The sequence below is a fragment of the Variovorax boronicumulans genome (genome assembly GCF_040544675.1).
Classification (GTDB): Bacteria; Pseudomonadota; Gammaproteobacteria; order Burkholderiales; family Burkholderiaceae_C; genus Variovorax; species Variovorax boronicumulans_D.
Map to the genome: position 1 here is coordinate 1 of NZ_JBEPKK010000047.1, position 2296 is coordinate 2296.

Consider the following 2296-nt stretch of genomic DNA (forward strand, 5'->3'; position numbering starts at 1 on the left):
ACGCCACTGGATGCATCCGAGCGCGCCAGCGGACCCGTCTCGCTCTTCGAGTCGCGGGTGGTGGTCACCACGTTGATGTCGCGCCCCGCGATGGCCGTGAGGCTCTTGCTTGCATCGACCACGGCGCCGATGACATTGATGTCGGTCCTGGCGGTCAGGGTGACGTCTTCGCCAGTGATGCGCGCTGCGCGGCTCACTCTTTTCCAAATGGATCAAATAAGACACTCTTTTTTTGGAGCTTGGCGTCGCGAATAAAACTCACCATCAAGTCAACAAGACTCGAGGCAGAAGGGTCAATATTCAGAACTTCGATCAACTCGCCAGCAAGAGAGTCAAGCTGAAAACCAGAAAACAGATCATGGTCATCAAAACTCAAGCTGGAAAGAATTGGGAACCCAGCGGAAGGCAATTGAAATAAGAGTCGAGCAAAATCCAATGGAATTGACATTTTTTTTAGACTGCCATTTCCGCCGGCCGCTGCCAGTTCTGTATCCCAAACAATCAGGTTGTACATGATTTAGAAGGTTTTTCCTGGAAATGTGTTGATCAAATTTCCCTTTGAGTCCGTAATAACTGTCATGAAACTTGTGGGTTGCCCCCCCGTCTTGGCGTCGATTCCTATCGGATATCCCATGTCGACAGTTCTGATAAAGTTTCCGGAAGTCGGCGATTGATAGGCTGGCGTATTGACAACCAATGGATCTTGTAAAGCGATTTTTAGCTCATCTTTTGATATCGTGAATGCTGATTTATTGGGTCCCCACGCACCGCCATGTTTTTTCCAGGCATATTCAATTCCGCTGCCTGTTGTATTTGCATCGCCTGTTCGCACATTTACCCGTGATGCAATAACTCCTGCGGCCGCAGTGGGTCCATTACCTGCCCCGGACGCGGCGTTTTGATTGGACTGGCCATCAGGGGTGCTAGGTACTTGAACAACGTTGCTTTTGGCTCCACCCAGCTTAGTGCCAAGCATGCTGCCAACACCCGGCCCCACCATTGGCAACGCACCGGCGATTGCCGTCCTCAACAGATCAGCAAAGCCTGCCGAAGCTTGCTGTTTTGCCAAAGCTTCATACATCTCGCTCATATCCGTCAGCTGACGACTGATCAGATCGTCCATCAACGCCCTCTTTTCGGGCGTATTGGCATAGAAAGACGCCTCGATGAGATTGTTCAACGTCAAGTTCGCGCTGTTGGCGAGCGCCGTGCAGTTATCGAGGCTTCCCGAACTACTGCAAGCGCTCTTGATGCGTGCAGTTTGCTTGTCGGTATCGCGTGTCATCTCCTCGCGCAACTTGTCGACATCGCAGCTCTTGTCTGTTCCGCTCGAACACGCACGCAGATCGCTCTTGAGCTTCGTCGAACCGCGCATGCTCAGGGCATTGTTGATCGCGGCATTGGCACTGGAGGCTGCAGCGATGTAGATGCCATTGGCATCGAGTCCTGCGACTGCGCCTGCGATGACTGCGAGCACTTGGGTCATCTCGACCGCACCAGGGAGCACATTGCCGTACTCGTCGCGACCGAGCGTGCTGGCCGTGAGTTCGCCGATGACAGCACCGAGCGCACCTGCACCGCATCCGCTTGCTTTGTCCGCACGCACCGCGCCAACCGCGCATCCTGCGATGGCGTGCAGGACGTTCTGCGTGAAGGCGTTGATGTCGCCGCTGTCCTTCAATCCACCAATGCCGTAAGCGCTCTGCGCTGCCACGGTGTTCAGCAGGGCGCCTGTCAGCCCGGCGCGCAGTTCGTCCTCCAAGCTGGTGCCATTGATCGCACTGCGCACCACCGCCTTGGCAGCACCGTCGATCAACTGGCGCTGCAACTGATCGGAGAACTTCGCCGAGCCGTTGGTCGCGTTGGCAAGGTTCTCCGGCAGCACATCGCTCACCCCCTGGAGCACACCTGCCGTGACCATGGCCGTGGCGAGGTTCTTGATGCTCTCGCTACTGCCCATCTCCTTGAGCACCTTCCCGATGTCGCCGTCGTTGTTGACGAAGCTCACCGCGGCCTGACTGGCAAGGGCGGTGACGCCGATTTGAACTGCACTGCCCACGCCGGCCGAGATGGTCGTCCCCAGGCCCGCACTCGCCGCAGCGCCGCTCGCGCCAGTTCCTGCCTGGGCAGCCACGGGACCCACGGCCATCCCCACCACCACGCTGACCACGATGGCCGCCACCGGCCCCAGGCTCGTCTGGCTCTCGGCCCACTTCTTGTGCTCTTCCTGCACCCGCTGCCACTCGATGCTGTTCGCGAAGGCCGGGTCGTTCGCCAGTTGATTCACCCAGGCCAT

The 2296-nt window shown here is 57.3% G+C and carries 3 protein-coding genes; all 3 read right to left on the reverse strand.

From position 1 onward, the window contains the following. Positions 1–197 (reverse strand): hemagglutinin repeat-containing protein (locus ABIC90_RS27305; RefSeq protein ID WP_354359864.1); only part of this gene is annotated, 197 nt, incomplete at its 3' end. Next, positions 194–514 (reverse strand): hypothetical protein, encoded by a 321-nt coding sequence (locus tag ABIC90_RS27310; RefSeq protein ID WP_354359866.1) that lies wholly within the window; start codon positions 512–514, stop codon positions 194–196. The genes ABIC90_RS27305 and ABIC90_RS27310, both read right to left, overlap by 4 nt. 3 nt (positions 515–517) lie before the next feature. Beyond that, on the reverse strand, positions 518–2296 hold a 1779-nt coding region (locus tag ABIC90_RS27315), incomplete at its 5' end, for a DUF637 domain-containing protein (protein ID WP_354359868.1).